We start from the raw sequence: 20,639 nt of genomic DNA on the forward strand, positions 1-20,639 counted from the left end.
TTATTATTTTTAATAATGAATATGTATTTGAAAATTCTGAAATATAATACGTGGTTATTAAATTAGATAATTTATTTTTGAGAATCTTTATATAGCATTCTTTTGAATGCTTATCTCTATACTGGAATATATGATTTTATATTTTAAAATTTATTTAATTTTTATAAAAAAGGAACTCATTTGAGTTCCTTTTTTTCTTTATAAACCTAGAGTTTTTTCAATATATTCTAGGTTAGGTATGTGGTAGCGTTGATCTTGCATACGCACATATTTAAATACTGTAGGGTGCTGTTCAGCTTCTTGGTATTCATCTATTTCATCAACAATTTCAGAAATACGTAAACGAACAGAGATCGGCATAGTTTTACACATTAAAGCAAAACGTTGGCTGATATCTTCCCCTTCAATTACCAGTGCTACAGCATATTGATCAGTTGCATTATGGACTGAGTATATAGGTAGCTTTACATCATGCCACTCAATATGTTTTACGCCATTTTTTACGTCCATGGCGGATAACACAATATTTTGCGGCAACAGCATAGGTACCTCATCATTACATTCAATGATATAGGCATCAATAAAACCAGTTGAAACCGTAATAAGATGCTGTAGCTCTTGTTGGTCCATATTACCGATCAAAGATGTATTTACACTACCTTTCATGATTTGACCTCGCTTTCAAACGCTACAAGTAAAGCATCAATATTTTCTAGTAGCTCTTCCTCTTGGAACGGTTTACCCATATATTGACTTACACCTAACGAGAATGCCCGTTCACGATGTTTTTCGCCTGTTCTGGATGTAATCATAATAATTGGCATGTATTGATGCATATCATGATGTCGTACAAGATTAAGTACTTCGAAACCATCCATACGTGGCATTTCAATATCAAGCAGCATCAAATCTGGCTTAATATTTTCTAGCTGTTCTATGGCATCAACGCCATCTTTAGCCGTAACAACATCGTAGCCTTGGCGTTCAAGTAATCGAGACGTTACCTTACGTACAGTTACGGAGTCATCGACAATCATAACGAGACGGCGCTCGTCTGATTCACGTTGTCTATATACTGCTTCACTGAGCTGTTTATGACGCGGTGTAGACTGAATTTGTCGCGCAATATTTTGCCCGTCTAAAATTAAACAAACCTGTCCATCACCTAAAATGGTCGCACCTGCAATTGCCCCAATACTAGAGAACTGTTGACCAATTGGTTTCACTACAATTTGAGCTCGAGAACCAATTAACTGATCGACAAGTAACGCCACAGTTTGACCATTGTTGGCTTTAATCATTAAGACAGGTAATGAATACATCATGCCATTTAGTCGTGGCATTGGTTGATTACCAACAAATTCAGAAAGATAACGTAATGGATATCGCTTATTTTCATATTCAAATAGTTCTTTAGAGCTTTCAAAATACTGCTCTAAAGAAGCTGGCGAAACTCGAACAATCCGATCGATTTGAGCAAGTGGAATTGCAAATTGCTGATCTGCCACTTTCACCATCAAGGCATCACTTACAGCTACAGTAGTCGGTACACGTAACGTAAATGTTGTTCCCTTACCATAAACAGAGTCAACGCTAACATGTCCACCTAAAGCTTTAATATCGCTCTGTACGACATCCAGACCAACACCACGTCCAGAAATCTGAGTAATCTGTTCTGCGGTACTTAAACCTGGATGGAAAATCAGCTGTAGAATATCTTGCTCTTCTAAATCTTGTTCTGGCTTGATCAGACCAGCAAGCAGTGCTTTTTGGCGGACTTTTTCTACATCAATACCTTGTCCATCATCGCTAAAGACAACAACAACGTCTGTTCCTTGACGCTGAATGTTCAGTTCAATACGCCCTGCTTCCGGTTTATTCGCCTTTTGGCGCTGTGCCCGGTCTTCTAGACCATGGTCAATTGCATTTCTGAGCATATGCTCGAGTGGTGTCACTAAGCGTTCTAAAATGTTACGGTCTAACTCACCTTCGGTATTATTTACGAAAAGCTCAGCAGGTCTATTCAAGGCTGTAGATGTTTGACGCACAATTCGCTGCAAACGCGGTAACAAACGTGAAAATGGAACTAGACGTGTTCGCATTAAGCCTTCTTGAATTTCTGCCTGTATACGCGACTGTTGTAAAAGCAAACTTTCTGTATCTCTGATCTTGTGAGATAACGTATTTTTAAAGTCGACCAAGTCCGATGCAGATTCAGCAAGAGATTTCGATAACTGGTTTAAAGATGAATATTGGTCCATCTCTAAAGGGTCAAAGTCGGTATAGCGAGAATGCTCAATACCGTGTTTAGCAATAATTTGTGTTTCTAACTCGCCTTCCATTCGTCGTAACTGATCGGCCAGTCGTTGAATAGCCAATTCCATTTCAACCAATGTATGACCGAACTGACTCAAGTCCATTTCAATTCGTGAACGGTTAATTGAGTTCTCACCAGACAAGTCAATCATCTTCTCGATCAAGTCTGCTGAAACACGGATCATTTCATTATTCTGATCCAGACGTTCTGTTTGCTCCCATGCGCCCATCATTGGTGGTGGTTCTGTACCATCACCTTGTATGAAGGTCATCACAGGTTCTGAGCTAAACAAATCAGTTTTCGTTAACTTAGCCGGAATTTGGATATTCGTTTCAAAGAATTGAATATTTTCTAAACTTTGTTGTAATCCATCGAAATGCTGATAGTTATGCTTGAAAATAGCATCTTTTAGCCATGCAATTGCACTTTCGAGCAAATGGTCATAAATATTCGAGTTGAAGTGATGCAGTGCAAATTGTTCGAATGTATTTTCGAGTTGATAGGCAATCGCGTAGACGGCTTCTAAACCGACCATTCGTGCACCACCCTTCAAACTGTGCACAGCTCTTTGTAATTGAAGCAAGATACTACGGTTTGTACGCTGCTCAAACCATTGTTTCAATAGCCCATCAGCCATTTCTAACAATTCAGCAGCTTCTTCTAAGAATGTCTGCTCAACAACAGCCGTAATATCCTGTTCTTCAACTACCGCTTCATTCTCTTGTGATGTAACGGATGTTATTGCTTCAACTGGCGTAGCTAACTCAGTAACAACGTTATCAAATACCACCTGATCATCATGAACTTCTAATTCTGTAAGAACAGGCTCAATTTCTGCCGGTACTTCATCGATTAATACTTCAGATATCAGCTCTTGTTCAGAGAATATCTCACTTTCACTATCAAATACTTCAACCACTGGTACAGGTTGGAAGTTAGAGGTTTGACCTGCTCGTTTTAACGCGTTAATTGTGTAAGGAGCTGCATAATCTAATTGTTGTTCACGCATGATTTGCAGACGGTCAGCCAAGTCATCTTGTACTAAACGGATAAAATCAATTAAAGGTGAAGTTGCAACTAACTGCTTTTGAATTAAACGCTCATATATGCTTTCTAATTCATGGGTAATCGAACCTAGATAAGTCGCCTGAACCATATTTGCTCCCCCTTTCAAGGTATGCAAATAGCGCATTAGATTATTCAGGGCTGCAAAGTTTTCTTGCTCACCTACCCAAATATTGAGATCGGTATCAATTCCCTCAAGTAGCTCATCAGCCTCTTCAAGAAAGATATCTAAAAGGTCAGGATCAAAGTTTTGATTTACCTGTGTAGAAGAAATATATTGGCGATCTTGCTGTACACTCTGGCTTAATACTGCCCAGTCTGCAGAGTCTGATAAATTCTCTACCGTAACAGCAGCTTCTGGCTCTGGTTCGATATTAAATAGTGGCTCAACAGAAGTAGGATCTTGCTGAGACAGGTCATTGTGTACGCTCGGAGTATGTAGGGTATAAAGTTTTAATTCTTCTAGAATACTTTGATGTTGCTTAACAATACCAACTCGCTGACCAGCAGCCAAGGCATCGAACAATTGAATAAGCTGTTGATGCGCTTTTTGATAAATTTCAAATATATAGTCTGATTGCAATAATAGAGGTTTATCAAGTAATACATCATAACTTTCTTTCAATTGACTGGTATATTCATGTAAACCCAGCATTGCTTGAGAGTGTGTATGTTGTAACAGCAGATCAGCTTGTTCACTTAGACGTTCAAGATAATCTGGAAACTCATTACGAATGCCTTTCTCAAAATCTAACTCTGCATCTAATAATTCAGAAACATCTAACAACAACAGTTGTGATACCAAACCATGAGAAGGTGTTAATGGATCTGTTCGGTCACCATGTTGCTCAACGTAAGCATCCCATGATTGATTAAACTGCTGCAATCTCGCTTCAAGCTGTTCATTTGAACTACGTTTAGATAGAAGCTCTAAGCTATCTCTAATAAACTCACGATATTCTTGTAATAATAAAATTTCATCTGAGTTAGAAGAAAGTTCTTCTTGCAACAGTATTTTAAATAAGTGCTCAACTTTGGTACTGGCTTCAAAAATTGTTTCGACCTGCGCCATTGCAGAACTGCCAAGCAAAGTATGTAGCGCGCGTATTAAGGCATTATAACTATCATACTGATGCAGCTCTTGATTTAAGAACTGATGAATTGTAGTTAAATGCTCCTCTGCCTCTTCCATAAACAAGGTCAAAGTTTCATCTAGATTTATTGCAATTTCAGTATCTACATCTTCAACAATTGGCTCAGCCAATGAGTTTTGCTCAATATAGTCTAGCTCAAGCCCAGTTATTGTTTCAGCAGTAAGCGTATTTGAAAGTTGTAAAAGCTCTTCTAAAGCAGGTTCTAAACTTTGCTGTTGTTGTAGTTGTTGGCCTAATAAAATAAGCGGTCGAAAATCTACTGCATGTGCTCTTTTTTGCTTAAAATTATCTACTAATTTAAGAAAATAGAACTTAAATACTAATTGAACATAGCTCTGGATTGCTGGAGTCAATTTAAGGGTTTGATTGATTACGCGATTGAGCGTATCTTCAACTGTCCAAGCAAGCTCAGCTGAAGATTTAGCACCGATCATTCTTCCAGAACCTTTTAAAGTGTGGAAATGGCGGCGAATTTCAGTGAGCGTAGCAGTATTCTCAGACTGCAACCATTCATTTAATAATGGTTGCAAATCAACAAAAATTTCTTCAATTTCTTCAACAAAAATTTCAAGAAACTCAGCATCTTGTTCAGAATAGCTATCTTCAGGTAGCGTCATTGCTTCAGTTAAAGTTTTTAATATTTCTTTCATAGCAAAGGCTTCTTTTGCTTACCCCCTGAATGGGGAAAACTACAGAGTCAACACCAGAAAAATAGCTATTTCCCCAATATTTGTCTGGCGCTGCTCATACTTTTAAAAGAATAGCTATTATGAGAATAGCTATTCTCATCCCCCAATTTAGTCAGGTAATTTAAAGTCCGTTACTGACTCACGTAATGACTCCGACATATTCGCCAATTCAGATACAGAACGAGCAGTATCGAAGGTTGCCGTTGTTGTTTGTGAAGTAATTTCTTGTACAACAGTCATGGTTGCAGCAATGTGACTCGCAGAAGCTGATTGAAGTTTTGCTGCATCAGAAATGCTCGCAATTAAGTTTGCCAAGTCACCCGATACTTTTTGAATTTCATCAAGTGCAATACCCGCATCTTTCGCTAAGTTAGCACCACGTACAACCTCTGTTGTCGTTTGTTCCATTGAAATAACGGCTTCGTTGGTATCCGTTTGAATCGTTTTAACAAGCGTTTCAATCTGTTTAGTTGCCGAAGCTGAACGTTCTGCAAGACGTTGGACTTCGTCAGCAACCACGGCAAAACCACGACCTGCTTCACCGGCCATAGATGCTTGAATTGCTGCATTTAAGGCTAGAATGTTTGTTTGGTCTGCAATATCGTTAATGAGCGATACGATGTTACCAATTTCTTGTGAAGACTCACCCAAACGCTTAATACGTTTCGAGGTTTCCTGAATCTGTTCACGAATGGTATCCATACCCTCAATAGAACGGTTTACAACTTGTGCACCATTAGATGCAATATATACCGAACGTTGTGCTACTTGAGCAGATTCAGAGGCGTTGGCAGATACTTGGTCAATCGACAATGCCATTTCGTTCATTGCAGTTGATGCACCGGCAATTTCTTGTGCTTGGTGCTCAGATGCCTCTGCTAACTGGTTAGTAATATTTTGAGTATCTTGCGTATAACGTGCAACTTCCTGAGAAGTTTCATGGATTCGTGATACTAAGTCACGTAACTGGTCAATCGCAAAGTTAATCGAGTCGGCAATCGCACCAGTAAAGTCTTCAGATACCGTTGCATATGAACGTAAGTCACCATCTGCAAGATCGGCAATTTCATCAAGTAAACGTAAAATCGCATTCTGGTTACGATCATATTCTTCTTGTAATGTAGCTACACGTTGTTTATCTGCTTTACTACGAAGTGATAAAAGCTTTAAAACAGAAGTAATTAAGCCAAGAAGTGATAATGTCAGTACAGCAACTAACGCAAAAGCCTTCCAGCCATATTGGGTTTGCTCTGAAAGATCACCTAAAGCAGTTAACATTGCATCAGATTGAGAGAAGATCTCACTTGATGATTGACGTACGTTTACGATCTGGTTTGTATGCTTGAGGACAGAAGTTGCAGCAGATTTTAAAACTTTATCATATTCAGTTTTGATACCTTCCAAAGATTCACGCACTTCAGGAGATTCAACTTTAGCTACCCCCAACTCCGCATTTCCATTTAGCTGTGCATCTAAGTACACACCAAAAGTCTCAATATCAACACTAAAGTCATGCGCTGAGTTTTCAGAGTTCTCTGTACCAACGAAAACCGAGTTAATAGATCGTAAAATACGTTCCGCAATAAATACTTGGTTTTTAGCAATTACGACCTGATTACTTGATACTTTTTCGCGGACCATCTTATCAACCATCAAGTTATATTCAGCTTGAATCTCAGGAATAGAATCACTAATCGAGATATTCATATTATATAACTGGTTAATTACGTCCTGTTGTGATGAGATTAAATCAATGTCATAAGACAAAGATTTCCACAGAGTCGCTACTTTTTTATATTCTTTTGAAGATGTACCATAAATATTTTCGACATTTTTTATATTTTTGGCAAAAGTTTGACGCGATTCAACCAAGTCTTTCATGGCTTGAGGTGAACCAGAAGCGGTCGCTTCTGTAGCCTGTCTAGAAATCGTTTGTGATAGTAAACGTAACTCCCCCATACTACGTGTTAATTCGTTATGTCGAGGTACACTATAAAACAAGTAAGCAAGCGAAGTTGAAGCTAATACTAAACATAACAACGCTACATAAAGGATAGGCTTGGACTTTTTACTTTCCCCAAATAAACTGGCGTATTGCTCAATTTGTGACTGAATTTTCGCAATAAAGTTGACACTCGATTTTTCGTTTACACTACGATTGCCACTTTTCTTTTTAAGTTTAAAGCCCATACAGCTTCTCCCCAGAAAAATACACTGTGTATTAACAGCATAAAAATTAGTTTATAAATTTTGTCGATGCATTCATGTAATGTGGGTTTTGCAATAATCGACTAAATAAAAAAACATGCCAATGCTGATTGTGTTGGTGAAAATACCCTTGGCAATATTCTTTTAAATTTTCCTCCAAGTTTGAACTTTGAGAAAAAAAGCTTTTCTTATTAAAGTGTTGAATCCCCAAGACCTGATCAACAACCAATCCCACATATTGGTCGTGATGGCTAATACATAACACTTTTTGGGCAGCCGAAAATGAACTTCGTTGCCCTGAAATAAAATGTGCCAAGTCAGAAACTGAAAGTAATCTTCCCCGAATATTTGCCAGTCCCTTCACCCAACTTTGGGTATTTGGAACAGGTGTATATTTTGGTGGATAGATAACCTCTGACACTTCCCCAAGTGGTGCGACGAAGTATTGCCCTCTCATTTCAAAAGCAATTCCCGACCATCGCTCTGCTTCATTTTGGACTGAAGCGTAATTCTTATTACCCCGTTTAGACAAACGAAGTAACTCAATAAATCCGTTCGCGGCCATACTCGATCCTATAAGACGGGTGTAGACCCGCCATTTATGTTTTTATGGATGGATGAGTTAATTTAGAAATTGTTTAATTACATCGATCAGTTGCTTTTCTTCAATAGGCTTAATCAAGTAATCGAGAGCACCCTGACGTTTACCCCATACTCGGTCAGTTGCCTGATCTTTAGTACTTACAATAACAACTGGAATATGCTTAGTGTCTTCATCACGGGTAATCTGGCGTGTTGCCTGAAAGCCATTTACACCTGGCATTACAACATCCATTAACACTAAGTCAGGCTGTTCTGCTTTTGCCAAAGTTACACCATCTGCACCATTAGATGCTTCAATTACATCGTAACCGTGCTTAGTTAGAATTTCTCTAAAACGATAAGTTTCTGTTGGTGAGTCATCAACAATAAGAATACGTGCCATTTCTTCTTTGCCCTTAAATTACTTAATTATAAACTTACATGATTACGAATCGCATTTAACAATTCATCTTTGCTAAATGGTTTCGTCAAGTATTCATCTGAACCTACCACACGCCCTTTTGCCTGATCAAATAGACCATCTTTACTAGAGAGCATGATAACGGGAATGTTCTGATAATTTTGAGAGTTCTTAATCAGAGCACAAGTTTGATAACCGTCTAAACGAGGCATCATGATATCTACAAAAACAATATCCGGATTCGCTTCAGCAATTTTAGATAAAGCTTCAAATCCATCGACAGCAGTAATCACTTCACAACCTTCACGTTGCAATAATGTTTCTGCTGTACGGCGAATAGTTTTTGAGTCATCAATAACCATTACTTTCAGATTTTGGAACGCATCTTCCATTTAATCTTCCATCCCCATAACATAAAATATAAATGCAATTTAACTTAAATTTGTTTTTACAGATTTATACGCATTTTTAACATATCTATACTTCTATTTTCAATGAAAGGTTTTTGTCTACTTTCTCATTTATAAACAATAACTTTTAACCTCATCACACTTTCGAAAAAATTATCATTTTTTTTAGAATGTCGATATTTTTATTCAGTTAAATAATAACTAATATATTTAAGATTAATTATTTAAAAATAAGCGGTTTAGCTTTCTTTTTTGGGGAATTTTATGAATAAGCGGATGAAATATGCCTTTTATAGGACCTGCTTGTCTGTTTTTATAAGCATTGCTTCTTGCGGAGCCCTGTTTTTCTCATCCCCAACTTTAGCTGCAAATGGTGCTCCTAAAGCCGTTTGGTATCGCTATTACGACCAGCATGGCATTGCTAATATTAGTACATCTGTAACCCCCGCTCATATTCGCTATGGATATGAGGCACTTGACCAAAATATGCAGGTCATTAAAAGAAATCATCCCTATAATTCTGAAGCTGATCTAAATCAATCTTCACAACGTGCATTATCTGCTCGATATAGGGAAGAAGATAACAAGTTAAAAAAAGCATATAGCAATAGTAAAACTGCGTTGATTAAAAGAGACCAAGCTTTATTGGCAATCAAAAAACAAATGAATTATCAGCAGGAACAACTGAGCCAATTACAACAAGACAAAATTTTATTTAAACGTCAGGAAATGGAATATTTTCGTAAAGGTGAAAAGGTTCCTGAAAGGCATAAAACCCTAATTGAAAACAATCTGATGAATATTAATAAGGTTAAACAAACACTTGAAATACTTTCAAAAAACTATAATCGCACCAATAAAGACTATGAAAATATTATCGAACGTTTAAAAAAGCTTGAATAAGCGCACAGCTTTATCAAGAATAAGGGCAAAATAAAATTTGAATTACAGGATGATGCTGTATGCGCACAACGCATCTTACCCCTTCTACTTTTTTTAAATTAAGCTTAATTAGCCTGAGTTTGATTTTAGCTGCATGTCATCAGCAAGAAGCACCAAAAACCACAGCATCTGAACCAAAAAAAATTGAACTGATTCCTCAAGATTTAATTACTGTAAAAGAAGGTTCGCTTGCTGCTCAGACTGCCTTTACAGGAACTATTCGTGCGGTACAACAAAGCTCTATTCAAGCTCAAGTCAGTGCGACAGCAACATCTGTTAATGCAAATGTGGGACAAAAAGTACAAAAAGGCCAAGTTTTAGTCAGATTAAACAATCAAGATAATGCTGCACGTTTAGCTCAGGCTGAAGCAAATCTTGCTTCAGCTCAGGCACAAGCAGAGCTTGCACGTAATTTGATGAATCGAAAACAAAGACTACTTAATCAAGGCTTTATTGCCCGTGTAGAGTTTGAACAGAGTCAGGTAGATTATAAGGGTCAACTTGAAAGTGTTAGAGCTCAGCAAGCCAATGTTGATATTGCTAAAAAGGCTGATCGAGATGGTATTATTACTAGCCCGATTTCAGGTGTCATTACTAAACGACAAGTTGAACCGGGACAAACTGTATCGGTTGGACAAACGCTCTTTGAAATCGTTAATCCTGATCAATTAGAAATACAGGCAAAGTTGCCTATTGAGCAACAATCTGCACTAAGAGTCGGCAGCTCTATTCAATATCAGATTCAGGGTAATTCAAAACAATTACATGCCATACTGACTCGGGTCTCACCTGTAGCAGACCAAGATAGTCGACAAATTGAATTCTTTGCGAGCCCTAAAGAAGCAATTGATTCACTCAGTATCGGCGCTTTTATTAATGGCATTATTTTGCAAAGTGATCACAATCGAGGACAAACTATTCCTTTAGATAGTATTCAAAACCTGCAACAAGATCCTTTCGTATGGGTGATACGCAATCAAACCATTCAAAAGGTCAAAATTCGGGTAGTTGAGCAGCGTTACAACGAAAATATTGCTTTGGTACAAGGTCTACAAAGCACAGATCAGGTAAGTCGTATCCAGTTTGACGATTCCGATATCAATAAAAAAGTGACGCTTACAGCCGAAAAAAATAAATAAGGTAGCAAATAGCTTATGTGGTTTACCCGAATCAGTGTGAAGTACCCCGTTTTTACCATTATGATGATGCTGTGCTTAATGGTACTCGGGTTAGCCTCTTGGAAACGCATGACCGTTGAAGAGTTTCCTAACGTAGATTTCCCATTTGTAGTGGTTACCACGCAATATGCTGGTGCTTCACCTGAAGCGGTTGAGTCTGATATTACAAAAAAACTCGAAGATCAAATCAATACAATTTCGGGCATTAAACAAATTACTTCACGTTCAAGTGAAGGGTCATCGATGGTGATTGCCGAGTTTAATCTAGACACCTCTTCAGCAATTGCTGCTCAAGATGTTCGCGACAAAATTGCTCCGGTTATCGCTCAATTTCGTGATGAAATTGATACGCCGATTGTGCAACGCTACGATCCTTCATCTAGCCCGATTATGTCGGTGGTGTTTGAGTCGAATACGATGAGCTTGGCTCAATTAAGTTCTTATGTAGACAAAAAAATTGTGCCGCAACTTAAAACCGTTTCTGGTGTAGGTAATGTCAATTTACTAGGTGATGCGAAACGTCAAATTCGTATAAAAGTTCATCCTGAACAATTACAAAGCTATGGTATTGGCATTGATCAGGTCATTAACACACTAAAAAATGAAAATATAGAAGTACCTGCAGGAACTTTACAGCAAAAGAATTCTGAACTAGTGGTACAGATTCAATCAAAAGTTATTCATCCTTTTGGTTTTGGTGACTTGGTCATTGCTAATAAAAATGGCTCCCCTATTTTTCTAAAACAAGTGGCAACCGTTGAAGACACTCAAGCCGAACTGCAATCCAGTGCTTTTTATAATGGAAGAACCGCAGTCTCCATCGATATTTTAAAAAGTTCAGATGCCAATGTAATTCAAGTTGTCGATAAGACTTACCAAACCTTAGAGAAGCTAAAAGCTCAAATGCCTGCTGGATTAAACTATAAAGTCGTCGCAGACAGCTCCAAAGGTATTCGCGCTTCAATTAAAGATGTAGTACGTACCATTCTTGAAGGAGCAGGTTTAGCAGTTTTAATTGTTTTACTCTTTTTAGGTTCTTTCCGATCTACCATCATTACAGGTTTAACTTTACCCATTACCCTGCTTGGAACATTAACGTTCATCTGGGCTTTTGGTTTTAGTATTAACATGATGACACTGTTAGCTCTATCACTCAGTATTGGCCTATTAATTGATGACGCGATTGTAGTTCGAGAAAACATTGTTAGGCATACAGAGCTTGGCAAAGACCATGTCACCGCCGCTTTAGATGGCACCAAAGAAATTGGGTTAGCAGTACTCGCAACTACACTTACCATTGTGGCGGTATTTTTACCTGTTGCTTTCATGGGGGGGTTAATTGGGCGTTTCTTCTACCAGTTTGGGGTAACTGTAAGTACAGCTGTTCTTATTTCTATGTTTATCAGTTTTACACTCGACCCAATGCTTTCAGCACATTGGAAAGACCCGGTAAAGAAAAAAGAAAGTCGACTACAACGTTTCTTTAATCACATTTCTAGATTACTAGATGGCCTTACCCATATTTATGAAAAGCTGTTGAAACTTGCTCTGCGCTTTCGTTTTATTACAGTCATTATTGCAATTGCTTCACTGGTTGCGGCCTTAGGTTTATCTAAATTGATTGGAACCGAATTTGTACCAGTTCCAGATAAAGGTGAAATCCGTATTCAGTTCGAGACGCCTGTCGATGCTTCTTTAGAATATACTCAAGCCAAGTTACATCAAGTCGATCAAATTATTAGGCAATTTCCCGATGTGGTTTCTACCTACGGGGTTGTAAATAGCACAATAGACTCTGGTAAAAACCACGCTGGTTTAGGAGTGACTTTAAAACCAAAACAACAACGTAGTTCAGATTTAACAACACTCAATAATGAGTTCCGTGATCGTTTGCAAACCGTAGCGGGTATTCGTGTTACCTCCGTTGCTGCGGCTCAAGATTCAGTGTCTGGTGGTCAAAAGCCAATCATGATTTCGATTAAAGGAACTGATCTGAATGAACTTCAAAAAATTTCAAATCGATTTATGACTGAAATGGGTAAAATTAAAGGTGTGGTCGATTTAGAAAGCTCGTTAAAAGAACCGAAACCAACTTTAGGTGTTCATATTAATCGTGTACTGGCAAGTGACTTAGGGTTGTCTGTTTCCCAAGTTGCCAATGCGATTCGACCACTCATTGCGGGCGATAATGTCACAACGTGGGAAGACCGTGACGGCGAAACTTATGATGTAAATATCCGCTTAAATGAAAACAAACGCATGCTTCCGCAAGACGTGCAAAACCTATATCTCAACTCAAACAAAACTGGTGCAAATGGACAACCGATATTAGTTCCATTGAGTGCAGTAGCAACAACCGAGCAAAAATTCGGTGCGTCACAAATTAACCGACGCGATCTTGAGCGCGAAGTACTCATCCAAGCCAATACGTCAGGACGCCCAAGTGGGGATATCGGTAAAGACATCGATAAAATGCAAAAAGCATTTAAGTTGCCTGCCGGTTATACCTTCAATACCCAAGGGGCTAATGCCGACATGGCCGAGTCTGCGGGTTATGCATTAACTGCTATTACGCTTTCCATTGTATTTATTTATATTGTTTTGGGTTCTCAGTTTAATAGTTTTATTCACCCAGCTGCGATTATGGCATCTCTGCCCCTGTCATTGATTGGGGTGTTTCTTGCACTGTTTTTGTTCAGAAGTACCCTAAACCTATTTTCAATTATTGGCATTATTATGCTCATGGGGCTAGTAACCAAAAACGCGATTTTACTTATCGACTTTATTAAAAAGGCCATGGAACATGGGGAAAGTCGTTATGATGCTATTTTACAAGCGGGTAAAACCCGTTTACGTCCTATTTTAATGACTACTAGTGCTATGGTCATGGGTATGGTTCCATTAGCTTTAGGCTTGGGCGAAGGTGGAGAGCAAAGTGCGCCGATGGCCCATGCTGTTATTGGTGGTGTAATCACCTCTACCTTATTAACTCTTGTAGTAGTACCCGTCATTTTCACTTATCTGGATGACTTGAAAAACTTTATGCTGCGTCAAACTCGACGATTCATGTCATAATGCAGCAACTATCGTATAATCTGCGTTTTTATAACGCTTAACTTTTTAGGACTTTTTCCATGCGCGCAAGCCGCTTTTTATTTGCAACGTTGAGAGAAACCCCAAACGATGCTGAAGTGATTTCACATCAGCTTATGTTACGTGCGGGGATGATTCGTAAATTGGCATCTGGTTTATATACATGGCTGCCGATGGGAACACGTGTGCTTAAAAAAGTTGATGCGATTGTTCGTGAAGAAATGAATCGTTCAGGTGCTATGGAAGTGTTCATGCCCGTGACTCAACCCGCAAGCTTGTGGGAAGAATCAGGTCGTTATGAACAATACGGCCCTGAATTATTACGCTTCAAAGATCGTCACGACAACCCGTTTGTGCTTGGTCCTACACATGAAGAAGTAATTACCGATTTAGCACGTAACGAGCTAAAAAGTTATAAACAACTTCCTGTAAATTTCTATCAAATTCAAACCAAATTCCGTGATGAAATTCGTCCACGTTTTGGTGTAATGCGTTCACGCGAGTTCATTATGAAAGATGCATATTCTTTCCATGCAACTCAAGAATCATTACAAGAAACCTATGATGTAATGTACGACACTTATAGCCGTATTTTTACTCGCTTAGGTTTAGACTTCCGCCCAGTTCAAGCTGACACAGGCTCAATTGGTGGTTCAGCTTCACATGAGTTCCACGTATTGGCTTCAAGTGGTGAAGATGACATCGCATTTTCAACTGAATCTGATTATGCAGCGAACGTTGAAATGGCTGAGGCTGTTTTAGTAGGTGAACGCGCAGCGCCTGCACAAGAATTTAAGTTGGTTGAAACACCAAACCAAAAAACAATTGCTGATGTATGCCAGTTCTTAAATGCTGATCCTAAACAATCAGTAAAAGCGTTATTGGTTCAAGGTATTGCAGACGAAAAAGGTAATGTACCTGTGGTTGCCCTATTCTTACGTGGCGATCACGAACTCAATGAAATTAAAGCTGAGAAACATCCTTTAGTTGCCGCTCCTCTTACATTTGCAACAGAAGAGCAACTTCAAGCATTTGGCTTAACTGCTGGCTTTACAGGTCCACAAGGTTTGGTTGAAAAAGGTATCACTGTAATTGTTGACCGTGCTGCATCTGTTCTTTCTGACTTTGTTGCTGGTGCAAATGAAGCTGATAAACACGCTGTAGGCGTAAACTGGGAACGTGATGCACAAATTACTGAAATCTTTGATTTGCGTAATGTGGTTGAAGGCGATCCATCTCCAGATGGTAAAGGCACACTACAAATTAAACGCGGTATTGAAGTGGGTCATATTTTCCAACTTGGTACTAAATACTCTGAAGCATTAGGCTGTAAAGTTTTAGGTGAAGATGGCAAACCATTTACAGTAACAATGGGTTGTTACGGTATTGGTGTAACGCGCGTAGTTGCAGCTGCAATTGAGCAAAACTACGATGACAAAGGGATTATTTGGCCACAAGCAATTGCTCCTTTTGAAATCGCAATTGTTCCAATGAATGCACACAAATCACCTCGCACTCTTGAAGCAGCTGAAGCACTTTATGCTGAATTACAAGCTCAAGGTTTTGATGTATTACTTGATGACCGTAATGAACGTCCAGGTGTTAAATTCTCTGACCTTGAGTTAATGGGCATTCCACACCGTATCGTAATTGGTGAGAAAGGCCTTGATGCTGGTACATTTGAATATAAAGGCCGCCGCGATGCTGAAGCGAGCAATTTAACTAAAGAAGAACTTTTAGCTAAGTTAGCGCGTTAATAAAGTCATAAATAAAAAAGCAGCTTTTAGAAGCTGCTTTTTTTACATTTAATTTTACCCCTAAACCGTTAAGTCTTTAATGGTTGCTGAAGATCCATTGGTTTTCACCGATTCAATCCCTTTATCGCGCGATGCTTCGCTCGCATAGAATTGACTTGTACCAATAATTTGATGATTTGCAGCTTTTAAATTGAAGTAAGGTTTTCCATTTTTTGCAGTTAAACGATCATATCGTCCATCGTCACCACTATTTTTTTGAACTGACTCAATACCATTGACTGCCGATGCTTTCGCTTTATATAGCTCACTATTTAAAATAATTTCGCCATTACCAGCCTTAAGTACAAAGCGATATTGTCCATCACTCGCTTGTGAAATCTCGTACCATCCTGCCATAAGAACCTCGTTTTTTTGTTGGTGTGGGTATGACTTTCGTTATTATTCTGGACGAAAGTTATTTGTTATTAATGACAATATAAATGAGCAATGTAACTTTGGATAGTCTACTTTTTATACATTATCGTAATAAAATTATAAGGATGTTGAAAGTTTAAAAAGGCAGAGGTCTGATAGGTACCTCTACCGAAATGTAATTAAAATTAACAAATTAAGCTTTTTTTACAAATTCAGATTTTAATTTCATCTGACCAATACCATCAATTTTGCAATCGATATTATGACCATCACTTGCATCTGGTACTAAACGAATTGTTTTTACTTTTGTTCCCACTTTAACAACTGACGATGAACCTTTAATTTTTAAGTCTTTAATCACAGTGACACTATCGCCATCTGCCAAGGCATTACCATTTGCGTCTTTAATCACTTCTTGTTCATCAGCAATTGATGCTTCCCCTTCCTTCCACTCATGTGAGCATTCAGGGCAAATTAATAAGTCGCCGTCTTGATAGGTATATTCTGATTGGCATTTTGGGCAATTTGGTAAAGACATAAAAAAATCTCAAAAAATATATTATGCGAGATATGACTCATTTTTTAAAGTTTTAAATAAAAGACTTTTACCAAAAAAAAATTTATATATTTAACTTTTGCTGTTTTCTAATAAGTATTCTTTTAAAATAATTGCATGGTTATGTTCCATATCTTTAGCCGAATACAAAAGTGTGACTTTATGATGTGAAACGATTTCTAATAACTCTTTAACTGCGGGGTTAGTTTCTAGTTCTTTTAAATAACGCTGTTTGAACTTATTCCAATGTTCTGTGGACTCTGCATGAAACCACTTACGTAGCTCAGTTGAGGGAGCTATTTCTTTTAACCATAAATCCAAATGAGCATTTCCTTTGCTAATCCCTCGACTCCATAGTCGATCAACTAAAATTCGCTTTCCATCCTCGGTACTTGCATGTTCATAAATTCTTTTAATTTGTATATTCATCTCTTTTTCTCACTAGTACGCCTCATTGTTTACGCCTCATCAACATATTAAATATTTTGTTCTCTTTTAATGTACTTAAAAAGAAAAGAGTGAGTAGCCTCTCTACTCACTCTTTTCTTATTTAATATTTAAAATTTTAAAAGGCGATTACTGATCTGGGATTTCGGCTTCCACCAACAACTTCAATAAAGATAAAGATTCTTGCCAACCTAAATAACATGCTTCCACAGGAATAACTTCTGGTATGCCTTCTTGGGTAATGTGAATTTCTGTGCCTACCAATACAGTTTTTAATGTAATAGTGACCTGCATCGTACCAGGTAAATTTGAGTCATCAAATTGGTCGTTATAACGAATTAATTCATTTGGAACGAGTTCAACATAAGTTCCCCCAAATGAGTGTGTTGAACCTGTTGAAAAGTTGGTAAAACTCATTTTATATGAGCCACCCACTTTTGCATCAAAACTATGAACCTTCGCAGTAAAACCGTGAGGTGCCATCCACTTAACTAAAGCATCTGGATCGAGAAAAGCACGATAAACCCGTTCAGCGGGTGCTTTAAATACGCGATGTAATTTTACTGTACCTGTTGCCATTATGTTCTCCTTATTTTAAGTCCATTTAGGTTATAGAAATTATGTTTAGTAGCTTAAACCCTAGAATTTCATTTAACGTATATTTTTGGTGTTTTTTCCATTTATATAACCAGTTTCTGACAAAACTAAATTACGAAAACTAAGGCTGATTTTTTGATAAAAATGGAGCAAAATAGTCAGCAATCATAAAGAAACATATTGAATTTGAGATTAATCATGAGTCTGCTCGCTTTCTCCTCATATGCATTAAACGGTGTAGATGCACAGAAGTTTTTACAAGGCCAAGTGACTGTCGATACTGAGCGTTTAGCTGAAAATGAAACACGCTATACAGCCATTTGTGATCTTAAAGGCCGTATTCATTTTGGCCTATGGTTGAAAAAGATTAACGCTGAAAGTTTTGAGATTGTTGTTACTCAAGATCAAGCTGAAGAGTTTGCTAAGCATATTAAAAAATATGGCGCATTTTCAAAAATGACCTTAAGTGAACAAGGCGTTGTGTTTCCAAAAGTTGTAAATGGTCACACTGAGTTCAGCTCTACAGAAACTGATATTTCCGAATGGCAAAAACAAGCCATCATGACCGGTCAAGCATGGATTGCTCAAGCGACCGAACATGAGTTCCAACCACAAGAATTACGTTTACATCAACGCGAAGGCGTCAATTACGATAAAGGCTGTTACTTAGGTCAGGAAATTGTGGCGCGCCTTTGGTTTAAAGCAAAACCAAAACACTGGTTGCATCTAGTTCAAGGTACAGGTGAAGCACCTGCTCCAGCTACTCAATTAAATAACGATATTGAAGTAGTAAATAGTACCCAAACTCCTGACGGATATATTGCGTTAGTGGTTGCAAAACCAGCTGCTCTAGCTGAACTCGGCCTTCAAGTTCTCGATTTACCGGAAGCTTTAAGTGGTGATGTTGCTAGACCACAATAAACAGATTTAGCAAATAAAAAGCCCGTGGATGACCCTACGGGCTTTTCTATAGATACAAAATTCTAATAAATTCATTTAATTAGGGCATCAATTTTTTAATTTTTCTATGCCATCATAATCCAGATTGAAATCTAAGAGAAAAAATATGAAAACTAAACTTGCTACACTCATGTTGAGTCTGGCTTTTTTCGGTTCTGCTCATGCTGATGTAAAAACACTTGAACAAAATCTGAAAACAAATTACCCAGACTTACCTGTAAAAGGTGTTTATCAATCACCTGTGCAAGGTATTTATGAAGTGTATACAAGCGGTCGTATTGTTTATACCAATCAAGATGCTAAATACTTTTTTGTAGGCAATTTGGTTGATATCAAACAACAAAAAAATATGACAGAAGAACGAATTGCCGAATTGGGTAAAATTGATGTTAAAAGCCTACCTCTAAACCAAGCGATTAAATATGTAAAAGGTAAAGGAGAACGTACTCTTTATATTTTCAGTGACCCTGATTGTCCTTACTGTCAGCGTCTAGAACAAAATATGGTTGGGGTTGATAACGTAACGGTATATGTATTCTTATATCCACTGACCAGTTTGCACCCCAATGCTGAAAAAGTTTCAAATCAGATCTGGTGTTCAAAGAACCCGTCTGAAGCTTGGACAAGTTATATGCTTAATCGCAAATTGCCGACTAACAGCAAAAGTTGCTCAAGCCCAATTCAAAAGAATATCGCTTTAGGTCAGAAATTAAATATCGATGGAACACCAACATTATTCTTGCAAGATGGGCAAAGAATCTCTGGTGTACCAAGTGATGCAAAACAAATTGAAGCATTACTTAAGTCAGTAAAATAATGCTATATGCCACTCTCAAAAGTAGAGTGGCATATTATTTTTCTCCACAGTTTGCTTTATAGACATCGTTTTATATACAAATCGGCTGTTTACTTTCATGCATCACTATTTATGATGAGAAGTTGAGTTGATTCAATACATCGACGGAATGATGTAGCTACGAAGTAAAAGGTTAAAAAGAAATGAAGAAATTACTCATCGCCAGCCTAATCGCCATTTCAAGTTCATCAATCTTTGCGGCAGACACTACAGCATCTGTGGCAAAAAATGATGTCTTTAAACAGGCTGAACAATTGTATGCGGCAAAAAATTATCCTGCTGCTTTCCAAGAAGTGCAGCGCCTTGCGCAGACAGGAAATGCTCAAGCGATCTATAACTTAGGTTATATGACGCAAATGGGACAAGGCACCCCTAAAGATAATGCCAAAGCTCTAAAATATTATGAAGACGCTTCAAACAAAGGTTATGCTCAGGCCAGTTATAGACTTGCACAGATTTATGAAACTGGTGAATTAGGCGTTGCAAAAGATAGTAATAAATTTAGCCAATATGTGCAAAAAGCATCAGCTCAAGGCTCTGATGATGCAACGGTAAAAATTGCGACCATTTTATTTGCTCAGAAAAAGCCACAGTCTCATCAAATTGCTTTACAAAAGCTAGCGCCTTTAATTCGAAAAGGAAACTACCCTGCTATTCAAGTCAAAGCACTTTATGATATTAGCCAAGGGGTTGAAAATAAAAACCCTCTCATGAAACGCCAAGGCATTGAAGCTTTACAAGCAATTGCACAAAAAGGTTATGCACCAGCGTCTATGGCTTTAGCGACTATGATGGCAAATGGCAATATTATTCCTCAGAACTTGCCTCAAGCAAAACAGATTTTTACTGAACTTGCTAACCAAAATGTTCCTAATGCTAGAGAATCTTTAGCTTCAGTCGAAAAGATTATTGCTGAGAAGAATAAACAAGCTGCAGCCGCCCCTACACAGCCTGCACCTAAAAAATAGCAAAGAAACAATAGCCCCGTATGGG

At 38.0% G+C, this 20,639-nt stretch carries 17 protein-coding genes; 7 read left to right on the forward strand and 10 right to left on the reverse strand.

Features of this window, described 5'->3' with window-relative positions:
- Window positions 1–198 precede the first annotated feature (198 nt).
- The 6 genes from CSB87_RS06155 to pilG all read right to left on the reverse strand — a co-directional run bounded on the left by CSB87_RS06155 (window position 199) and on the right by pilG (window position 8,828).
- The gene (locus CSB87_RS06155) at window positions 199–666 is read right to left on the reverse strand and encodes a hypothetical protein (protein ID WP_002051358.1); all 468 of its coding nucleotides are present in this window, start codon (window positions 664–666) and stop codon (window positions 199–201) included.
- Entirely contained in the window at window positions 663–5,186 is a 4,524-nt protein-coding gene (locus CSB87_RS06160; RefSeq protein WP_106105052.1) for a hybrid sensor histidine kinase/response regulator, read from the reverse strand. The genes CSB87_RS06155 and CSB87_RS06160 overlap by 4 nt, the downstream gene beginning before the upstream one ends.
- A gap of 147 nt (window positions 5,187–5,333) precedes the next feature.
- Window positions 5,334–7,415, reverse strand: a complete 2,082-nt coding sequence (locus tag CSB87_RS06165; RefSeq protein WP_004885376.1) for a methyl-accepting chemotaxis protein — start codon at window positions 7,413–7,415, stop codon at window positions 5,334–5,336.
- A gap of 46 nt (window positions 7,416–7,461) precedes the next feature.
- Window positions 7,462–7,998 (reverse strand): chemotaxis protein CheW, encoded by a 537-nt coding sequence (locus CSB87_RS06170; protein ID WP_002051357.1) that lies wholly within the window; start codon window positions 7,996–7,998, stop codon window positions 7,462–7,464.
- Between the two features lie 57 nt (window positions 7,999–8,055).
- Complete coding sequence (locus tag CSB87_RS06175) at window positions 8,056–8,418, reverse strand: response regulator (RefSeq protein WP_002051151.1); 363 nt, start codon at window positions 8,416–8,418, stop codon at window positions 8,056–8,058.
- Between the two features lie 26 nt (window positions 8,419–8,444).
- The gene (pilG, locus tag CSB87_RS06180; protein WP_106105053.1) at window positions 8,445–8,828 is read right to left on the reverse strand and encodes a twitching motility response regulator PilG; all 384 of its coding nucleotides are present in this window, start codon (window positions 8,826–8,828) and stop codon (window positions 8,445–8,447) included.
- Window positions 8,829–9,110: 282 nt separating this feature from the next.
- Here pilG and CSB87_RS06185 point away from each other — a divergent pair, with 282 nt between their 5' ends.
- Genes CSB87_RS06185 through CSB87_RS06200 form a run of 4 tightly spaced genes read left to right on the forward strand, consistent with a single transcriptional unit; the run spans window position 9,111 to window position 15,816 of the window.
- Window positions 9,111–9,749 (forward strand): hypothetical protein, encoded by a 639-nt coding sequence (locus tag CSB87_RS06185; protein WP_002051486.1) that lies wholly within the window; start codon window positions 9,111–9,113, stop codon window positions 9,747–9,749.
- A gap of 59 nt (window positions 9,750–9,808) precedes the next feature.
- The gene (locus CSB87_RS06190) at window positions 9,809–10,927 is read left to right on the forward strand and encodes an efflux RND transporter periplasmic adaptor subunit (protein ID WP_031953290.1); all 1,119 of its coding nucleotides are present in this window, start codon (window positions 9,809–9,811) and stop codon (window positions 10,925–10,927) included.
- Between the two features lie 15 nt (window positions 10,928–10,942).
- The gene (locus tag CSB87_RS06195) at window positions 10,943–14,041 is read left to right on the forward strand and encodes an efflux RND transporter permease subunit (RefSeq protein WP_031953292.1); all 3,099 of its coding nucleotides are present in this window, start codon (window positions 10,943–10,945) and stop codon (window positions 14,039–14,041) included.
- 59 nt (window positions 14,042–14,100) lie between these two features.
- Window positions 14,101–15,816 (forward strand): proline--tRNA ligase, encoded by a 1,716-nt coding sequence (locus CSB87_RS06200; RefSeq protein WP_004712081.1) that lies wholly within the window; start codon window positions 14,101–14,103, stop codon window positions 15,814–15,816.
- Window positions 15,817–15,876: 60 nt separating this feature from the next.
- On the opposite strand, the gene CSB87_RS06205 is transcribed toward CSB87_RS06200, so the two are convergent.
- The 4 genes from CSB87_RS06205 to CSB87_RS06220 all read right to left on the reverse strand — a co-directional run bounded on the left by CSB87_RS06205 (window position 15,877) and on the right by CSB87_RS06220 (window position 17,815).
- The gene (locus CSB87_RS06205; RefSeq protein ID WP_004885366.1) at window positions 15,877–16,212 is read right to left on the reverse strand and encodes a YegP family protein; all 336 of its coding nucleotides are present in this window, start codon (window positions 16,210–16,212) and stop codon (window positions 15,877–15,879) included.
- Between the two features lie 211 nt (window positions 16,213–16,423).
- The gene (locus tag CSB87_RS06210) at window positions 16,424–16,768 is read right to left on the reverse strand and encodes a zinc ribbon domain-containing protein YjdM (RefSeq protein ID WP_004885364.1); all 345 of its coding nucleotides are present in this window, start codon (window positions 16,766–16,768) and stop codon (window positions 16,424–16,426) included.
- Between the two features lie 90 nt (window positions 16,769–16,858).
- Window positions 16,859–17,215, reverse strand: a complete 357-nt coding sequence (locus CSB87_RS06215) for a DUF488 domain-containing protein (RefSeq protein ID WP_031953293.1) — start codon at window positions 17,213–17,215, stop codon at window positions 16,859–16,861.
- Window positions 17,216–17,362: 147 nt separating this feature from the next.
- The gene (locus CSB87_RS06220) at window positions 17,363–17,815 is read right to left on the reverse strand and encodes an SRPBCC family protein (protein ID WP_079377340.1); all 453 of its coding nucleotides are present in this window, start codon (window positions 17,813–17,815) and stop codon (window positions 17,363–17,365) included.
- 213 nt (window positions 17,816–18,028) lie between these two features.
- Here CSB87_RS06220 and CSB87_RS06225 point away from each other — a divergent pair, with 213 nt between their 5' ends.
- The 3 genes from CSB87_RS06225 (at window position 18,029) to CSB87_RS06235 (ending at window position 20,614) form a co-directional block, all read left to right on the forward strand.
- On the forward strand, window positions 18,029–18,751 hold the full coding sequence (locus CSB87_RS06225; protein WP_004712071.1) for a YgfZ/GcvT domain-containing protein: 723 nt from the start codon (window positions 18,029–18,031) through the stop codon (window positions 18,749–18,751).
- Window positions 18,752–18,896: 145 nt separating this feature from the next.
- Entirely contained in the window at window positions 18,897–19,607 is a 711-nt protein-coding gene (locus CSB87_RS06230) for a DsbC family protein (RefSeq protein ID WP_004712069.1), read from the forward strand.
- A 182-nt stretch (window positions 19,608–19,789) separates the two neighbouring features.
- Window positions 19,790–20,614: a tetratricopeptide repeat protein gene (locus CSB87_RS06235; RefSeq protein ID WP_002051569.1), complete on the forward strand. Its 825-nt coding sequence runs from the start codon at window positions 19,790–19,792 to the stop codon at window positions 20,612–20,614.
- Window positions 20,615–20,639 lie beyond the last annotated feature (25 nt).

This window comes from Acinetobacter sp. AR_0276, from assembly GCF_003000705.1.
Lineage (GTDB): Bacteria > Pseudomonadota > Gammaproteobacteria > Pseudomonadales > Moraxellaceae > Acinetobacter > Acinetobacter nosocomialis.

Excerpts from the sequence above, each read along its gene's own strand:
- CSB87_RS06155 (WP_002051358.1), bottom strand. The coding sequence starts at position 666 with ATGAAAGGTAGTGTAAATACATCTTTGATCGGTAATATGGACCAACAA.
- CSB87_RS06160 (WP_106105052.1), bottom strand. The coding sequence starts at position 5,186 with ATGAAAGAAATATTAAAAACTTTAACTGAAGCAATGACGCTACCTGAA.
- CSB87_RS06165 (WP_004885376.1), bottom strand. The coding sequence starts at position 7,415 with ATGGGCTTTAAACTTAAAAAGAAAAGTGGCAATCGTAGTGTAAACGAA.
- CSB87_RS06170 (WP_002051357.1), bottom strand. The coding sequence starts at position 7,998 with ATGGCCGCGAACGGATTTATTGAGTTACTTCGTTTGTCTAAACGGGGT.
- CSB87_RS06175 (WP_002051151.1), bottom strand. The coding sequence starts at position 8,418 with ATGGCACGTATTCTTATTGTTGATGACTCACCAACAGAAACTTATCGT.
- pilG (WP_106105053.1), bottom strand. The coding sequence starts at position 8,828 with ATGGAAGATGCGTTCCAAAATCTGAAAGTAATGGTTATTGATGACTCA.
- CSB87_RS06185 (WP_002051486.1), top strand. The coding sequence starts at position 9,111 with ATGAATAAGCGGATGAAATATGCCTTTTATAGGACCTGCTTGTCTGTT.
- CSB87_RS06190 (WP_031953290.1), top strand. The coding sequence starts at position 9,809 with ATGCGCACAACGCATCTTACCCCTTCTACTTTTTTTAAATTAAGCTTA.
- CSB87_RS06195 (WP_031953292.1), top strand. The coding sequence starts at position 10,943 with ATGTGGTTTACCCGAATCAGTGTGAAGTACCCCGTTTTTACCATTATG.
- CSB87_RS06200 (WP_004712081.1), top strand. The coding sequence starts at position 14,101 with ATGCGCGCAAGCCGCTTTTTATTTGCAACGTTGAGAGAAACCCCAAAC.
- CSB87_RS06205 (WP_004885366.1), bottom strand. The coding sequence starts at position 16,212 with ATGGCAGGATGGTACGAGATTTCACAAGCGAGTGATGGACAATATCGC.
- CSB87_RS06210 (WP_004885364.1), bottom strand. The coding sequence starts at position 16,768 with ATGTCTTTACCAAATTGCCCAAAATGCCAATCAGAATATACCTATCAA.
- CSB87_RS06215 (WP_031953293.1), bottom strand. The coding sequence starts at position 17,215 with ATGAATATACAAATTAAAAGAATTTATGAACATGCAAGTACCGAGGAT.
- CSB87_RS06225 (WP_004712071.1), top strand. The coding sequence starts at position 18,029 with ATGAGTCTGCTCGCTTTCTCCTCATATGCATTAAACGGTGTAGATGCA.
- CSB87_RS06230 (WP_004712069.1), top strand. The coding sequence starts at position 18,897 with ATGAAAACTAAACTTGCTACACTCATGTTGAGTCTGGCTTTTTTCGGT.
- CSB87_RS06235 (WP_002051569.1), top strand. The coding sequence starts at position 19,790 with ATGAAGAAATTACTCATCGCCAGCCTAATCGCCATTTCAAGTTCATCA.